Origin of the sequence: Gemella bergeri ATCC 700627 (genome assembly GCF_000469465.1) — a bacterium.
Taxonomy (GTDB): domain Bacteria; phylum Bacillota; class Bacilli; order Staphylococcales; family Gemellaceae; genus Gemella; species Gemella bergeri.
Genome location: NZ_KI271870.1, coordinates 1 through 1,668 on the forward strand (window position 1 = coordinate 1; position 1,668 = coordinate 1,668).

The 1,668-nt window shown below is 32.9% G+C and carries 1 protein-coding gene; it reads left to right on the forward strand.

The features are described from left to right. A partial coding sequence (locus HMPREF1983_RS06480) for a Cna B-type domain-containing protein (RefSeq protein WP_021753509.1) occupies positions 1-1,668 on the forward strand: 1,668 nt, incomplete at both ends.

The window sequence follows — 1,668 nt, forward strand, 5'->3', positions numbered from 1 at the left end:
CAATAGATTTTGAAGTAAAAGATGCTGATGGTAATCTGGTAGCTAATGCTGTAATAGATTCTGCTACTAAAACTATTACTTTAACATATACGGATTACCCTGAAAAACACTCAGGCGTAAAAGGAGAACTATTCTTCTACTCAAGGGTTGATGAAACTAAAGTTAAACAAGAAAAAGATATTAATCTTAAATTTACTATAAGCAATGATGTAACAATTTCTGCAGGAACATTACATTATAAAGGACCTAATAAAAAAGTTGACACTACAGTAGATAAAACCGGTGTACAGGATGCGAAAGATAAAAGTCTTTTCCACTATACCGTTGCTGTCAACAGAAGTGCTACAGATTTAAAAAATGTAGTGCTTAAAGATAGACTGGGTGACGATATTTACAAAGTTAATGTACTAAAAGATACTATTAAAGTGTATGAAGTAGAATGGTTTTGGGATACAGATAAGGCATATTGGAATTATAGAAACCAAAAAGATGTTACGGATACTTATAAAGGTAAAGTAACCATGGATGCTGATCAAAAAGGCTTTTCTCTTGAATTAGGGAACATCGGTAAAAAAGGTTACATGGTAACTTATGATATAAAAGCTGATTATACTCCTGCCGATGGAGAGGTATTTACAAATAAAGCAATATTAAAACATAGTGGAACAGAGAAATATGAAATGAAATTTGATTTGCGTTATTTGGCAGCCGGAGGTAAAGCGGAAGGATATGTATACTCTATTAATCTACTTAAAAAAGATAAAAATGGAGGACAAGCACTAAAAGGTGCCGAATTCCAAGTAACACGTGATGCAACCGGGCAAGTAATAGGGAAGTTTACAACAGATGATAACGGAAAAATATCAATTACAAAACTGTTAAAAGATAACTATACTATTAAAGAAACTAAAGCACCGAATGGTTATAAATTAGATCCGACAGAAATAAAAATCGGTCCAAACGATTTCGGCAGTGATAAATCAATAACTAAAGAAGTCCTTAACGAAAAAGATAAAACAAAAATCTGTGGAACAAAAACTTGGGACGACAACAACAACCAAGATGGCAAACGTCCAACAAAAATTAAAGTAAAATTACTAGCTGACGGAAAAGAAGTAGCTTCAAAAGAAGTAACAGAACAAGACGGCTGGAAATACAGCTTTGACAACTTGGATAAATACAAAGATGGAAAAGAAGTTAACTATACAATAGATGAAGAAGTAGTGGAATTCTACGAAAAAGCAATAGACGGCTTTAATCTAACAAATAAACACGTTCCTGAAAAAACAAAAGTCGAAGGACTAAAAACATGGAACGACAACAATAACCAAGACGGAAAACGTCCAACAAAAATCAAAGTAAAACTATTAGCTGATGGAAAAGAAGTAGCTACAAAAGAAGTAACAGAACAAGATGGCTGGAAATACAGCTTTGACAACTTGGATAAATACAATAAAGGTAAAGAAATCAAATATACAATAGATGAAGAAGTAGTAGCCGGATATACAAAAGAAATAAATGGATATAACCTGAAAAATAACTACACACCGGAAATAGTAAATATAGCCGGAGCAAAAACTTGGGATGATAACAATAACCAAGACGGAAAACGCCCAAGTAAAATTAAAGTAAAACTACTAGCCGACGGAAAAGAAGTAGCTTCAAAAG